The 3,632-nt window shown below is 56.2% G+C and carries 2 pseudogenes; one reads left to right on the forward strand and one right to left on the reverse strand.

What is annotated here, in order from left to right:
* Nucleotides 1-115, forward strand: a pseudogene (locus tag KEM60_RS16735) (IS630 family transposase); the annotation flags it as partial.
* Between the two features lie 1,963 nt (nt 116-2,078).
* Here KEM60_RS16735 and KEM60_RS16300 read toward each other — a convergent pair.
* Nucleotides 2,079-3,302, reverse strand: a pseudogene (locus tag KEM60_RS16300) (IS256 family transposase).
* Nucleotides 3,303-3,632: the final 330 nt, after the last annotated feature.

Consider the following 3,632-nt stretch of genomic DNA (forward strand, 5'->3'; position numbering starts at 1 on the left):
CTGGACCCAGAACTGGAACAAGGACCCCAAGCCGTTCGTGTGGACCAAATCCGCCGACCAGATCCTCGAAACCCTCGCCAGCTACTGCCAACGAATCAACGACTCAAGACACTAGCTTAGCCAGACCCAGCCAGATAGCAGCCTCTACGTCCGCTAGTAAAGAACTCAGCCACGTGCCCCAATACGTCAGCAAAGAAGACTAAGGGGGCGGGCTGGCTTTTCCACTCTGGGTCCAGGTGACGTTGTTGTGTTTCAGCTCGGTCGCATAGCAGTGAGTCGAGGGCCGATGTTGCGACGGGGCTCCTTGACGAGTCAGTTTCCGATCAGGTTCAACCAGGACGGGGGGTAGGTGTGAAATGCAGCACACCCCCGGGTCGTTCGAGTAGTCAGGCCTTAAAGGCAGATATTGTTGGTGGTGTAGTCGTCCAGGACTGAATGCAGCTCAAGTTCGTTCGGGGTAGCCTTCCCGATTTCTTTGAGGGAGCGCAAGAACTCCGTGCTAAGGGTGTGCAGGTAGTTCTGCCCGATCACTAACCTCGTGATGATGTCCATTTCCAGCACCAAAACTTTAGCCGGAGGGTATAGGGGCCACTCGACGATATCACGGAGCCTTGTCCACAAAGCTCGGATCTGTGGACATCACCAAGGAATCCACTGCACAAAGTTTCAGATCGAACGCCCACGGATCCGCGACATCTGAGCCTGGTCCAGGACCTGGTCTGCGACCATCGATCTGGTCGACCAGTGCGTGTCTTGCCTAGGAAGTTCGTTCGGCAAGGTGCACGTGATAAACGGATTGATCTGCTCGTCCGTTAGTTTGCGCAGCAGCCCCCGCCGCGATGCATCACTCATCTCACCAAACCGCCCGCTCGTGCTTTGGTGACACCAATGACTTCGCCGCAAGATCTGGCATATCCGAATCTAACCCAACAGGATGTCTAGTGATGACTGAGGGCACTAGTAAGGCAACGTGGCCTGGCTGACGCTCGATGCTCCTACCAGGAGCTTTGTGATGCTCAAGGACCACACCCCTCGCGACCTCACTGTCATTCAGGATGTAGAAGTCTCCTGGAGTCGCCTACCTCCATCGGTAAGGTACCAATATAGTGACAGAAGCCACCTGCCACGATCAGGCCCCACCGGAGCTACCCTATGGCACACTGCAGGAGTGTCAGGATCTGGCGATGCCACATAAAGAGAAGGGTGTAGTCAAGTGAGATTTTCGGGTCACCAATTTCAAATCGGAGGCGCCCTGTTATTTCTGGGGGTGGTTATTCAGCAAATCCCTGTGAATATCGCTGACGGCTTTTCAGTCAGCCCTTCAATAACATATTTGCTATGGCGCGTGATGCACTCTTTGGGTTACGCAACAATGACTCTAGGGGGCGCATTTTTCGCATCCTGGCTGGTCATTAACGGAAAGACTTCACGTGAGGAAGATGAGGATGAGCCAGATGAAAATAGCTAATTTTAGGACGGTTTTATCGTAGGGTGTTATTAGCGTTGGCTTCTGTGGTTTTCATAGTTTCTAGCCGAGTCGGTTAGAGTTCGGGCCGAGATATTATCGCGATGACGTCTGGAGGCCTGTCTCAATATCCATCGGTGATCGACGGTACCTCCGTCACGACCGGTCGCAGCCCAGTTCTAGGCACGGCACTGACAAAAGTCGCCTCCTCAGTGAGGTATCGCTGTCAATGCCTGAGCATTCAGGTCGCCTGATCTTGGAAGGGTGACTCCTGGCAACTTCCATTGCGGTTTTAGGAGCACGGCATGGCTCTGACTCCCTCGACCTCACCGACTGATTATACATTACGACAGAACACCACATCCCATGGATTGCAGGTACCGTATATGCCGCCCATGACGCACTGATCCACTAAAGAAAAGCAAAGAGAACAATGAACCAATTAGGAAAACGCTACAACAAACACAACCCAGCATTTGTTCTTATGGAGAACACGCCATTACTAACCCGCGTGTCGGCTAGTGGATTTTGTTGGGTCTTTTAGGATTGTTTCTATGGATAAGGGTAGGCGGGTGCCTCGGTCGGAGTAGTTGGGGACTGTCCGTCTAACGGTTTAAGTGGCGTTTTCATGGTCAGCAGTCTTCGGCGCTGGCATGCGGTCAGCGAAGGTGATGGCGAACGCGTTCAATGCTGGTTTCCAGCGCAAGGTCCATCGTGTCTATCCGGTGCCTTTGGGGTCCAGACTCCGGGTGACGCGATACAGAGTTTTCATCGCAGCCTGCTTGTTAGGACAGTGCCCCCGGGCCCGGACTGCGCGCCGGTAGCGGGCGTTGAGGGACTCGATCGCGTTGGTCTAGCAGATCACCTTGCGGATCTCGAGGTCGTAGTCCAGGATCGGGATGACCCCGCTCCTAGTGTTCTGCCACAGTCGCATGATCGCCGGGTAGGGCTTTCCCCATTTCTCGGTGAGCTCTTCGAACTGGTCCCGCGCCGCGGCTGTGGTCGGGGCAGTGTAGATGGGTTTCATATCTTTGGACATCGCGTCCCAGTACTTGCGGGAGGCGTACCGGAAGGTGTTGCGGATCAGGTGGATGATGCACGTTTGTACCGTGGCTAGTGGGAACACGGTGTTGACACTGGCCGGCAGACCCTTCAGGCCGTCACAGACGACGAAGAACACGTCCTGCACGCCCCGGTTGCGCAGCTTAGTCAACACAGCCAACTAATACTTGGCTGATTCCCCATCCCCTGTCCACATGCCCAGCACGTCCTTGCACCCGTTCAGGTCGACTCCGATCGCTGCGTAGAACGGCCGGTTACGGACCTGCCCATCACGCACCTTCACCACGATCGCATCAATAAAGATCGCCGCGTACACCTTCTCCAGCGGCCGCGCCCACCACGTAGTCATCTGTTCGATGACCCGATTAGTGACGCGGCTGACGGTGTCTTTGGTCACCGACGCCCCATACACCTCGCCCAGGTGGGCACTGATCTCAGCTGTCGTGAGGTCCTTGGCGTACAGCGATAACACCATCGCGTCCAGGTCCCCCAGGCGCCGTTGACGCTTCTTGACCAACTGCGGCTCAAACGAGCCGTCCCGATCCCGCGGCACCTCGATCCTGACGGGGCCGACGTTATCAGTGTCCATGGTTTTGGACCGCACCCCGTTGCGGGAGTTTCCCCTGCTTCAACCTGCCGGGTCGTGCTTGTCATAGCCCAAATGCTCAGACATCTCCTCATCCAAAGCGGTCTGGATGACCATCTTTGTCAGCTGCTTGAGCAGCCCACCCGGGCCGGTCAGGTCCATCCCAGCTTCCTTAGCGGTCAGCACCATCTGCCGGATCACGGCCGCGTTCGCCGCCGACAGATCCTGCTCGACCGGTGACTGCTCCTTCGGCGCTACCGCGCTGAACGCATCACCAGAGGCGGTGCTTTCCTCGAATTGTTCCTACGGTTCGAACTCGTCCACGTGCTCCTGTGTCTCGGTCATAACAACCCTCCTGCCCGGAACAGGGCAATCAGGCCACTTACACCGTTAGAGCGGCAGACCCAGTTGTTGCGTATTCGTCGTGATGTGGTGGCGGCGGTTCGTAGGGGGGAGAGGGGGGCTCATCCTGATGGTGTGGCGGTGGCTTTTGATGTGGGGAGGTCGACGGTTTGTAGG

It is taken from the genome of Austwickia sp. TVS 96-490-7B, assembly GCF_019331795.1.
GTDB lineage: Bacteria > Actinomycetota > Actinomycetes > Actinomycetales > Dermatophilaceae > Austwickia.